This window comes from Vibrio sp. D173a, from assembly GCF_030248475.1.
Window position 1 is genome coordinate 1 of record NZ_JAHGAH010001546.1, and the last position, 801, is coordinate 801.

At 38.2% G+C, this 801-nt stretch carries 1 protein-coding gene; it reads left to right on the plus strand.

Annotated features, from left to right (window positions below; translation table 11 throughout):
• Nucleotides 1-456: 456 nt before the first annotated feature.
• Nucleotides 457-669 carry a cold-shock protein gene (locus tag KIV40_RS34645; RefSeq protein ID WP_285353984.1) on the plus strand — a complete coding sequence of 71 codons (213 nt, stop codon included), beginning with the start codon at nucleotides 457-459 and terminating at the stop codon, nucleotides 667-669.
• Nucleotides 670-801: the final 132 nt, after the last annotated feature.

Here is an 801-nt window from a genome sequence, read left to right on the forward strand (position 1 = left end):
TTGATGCGGTGCGTCGCCAAGTACCGGTTCAGTACTCTGTACGTCACGGTAAAGTGATCGCTGAAACGCAACCTGCGCAGACCAAGATTAATCTTGATAAATCAGAAGCAATTAACTTTAAGCGTTAGTATCGACTACACTATTATGAAAGGAAGCAATTTGCTTCCTTTTGTTTGTTGATTAGAGTGAAAACTTATTTTTTCTGCCCTAAGCCACAAAAAAGTCGCCAAATTCGTAATGAATGTGTGTACAAAGATACAGACTGTGTTAACATGCTCTCGCTCTGTTAGCCGGAGTTATTTAAGTTAGAACCAAAGTAAAATTGACAAGTAAAATCGTTACCCGTTTTTGTAAGTAGTTTTTCCTTATTTCTTAGCAATATTAAATAATTCAATTATCAGCGCATTGCATTAATGCAATCAACAATTTAGTAATTTTTTGAATAAGGGACAAATAATGTCTAACACAAATACTGGTACTGTAAAATGGTTTAACGAAGAGAAAGGCTTCGGCTTCATTTCTCAAGATAACGGCGGTGCTGACGTATTCCTTCACTTCCGTGCTATCGTTTCTGAAGGCTTCAAAACTCTGAAAGAAGGCCAAAAGGTTTCTTTCGAAGTTGAAAACGGTCAAAAAGGCCTACAAGCAGCTAACGTTGTTGCTCAATAATAGCTTTTAGCTAAAAAGATTTTAAAGCGCTGGTTTTTACCGGCGCTTTTTTGTTTCTGCTCCTCAAACAACCATCCATCGCCCCTCTCCTATCATTCACTTCAGTGATACTTCCAGACGCTCAGTTTGGTG

Bases quoted from the DNA above. Each gene is read 5' to 3' on its own strand.
- KIV40_RS34645 (WP_285353984.1), top strand. From the start codon at position 457: ATGTCTAACACAAATACTGGTACTGTAAAATGGTTTAACGAAGAGAAA.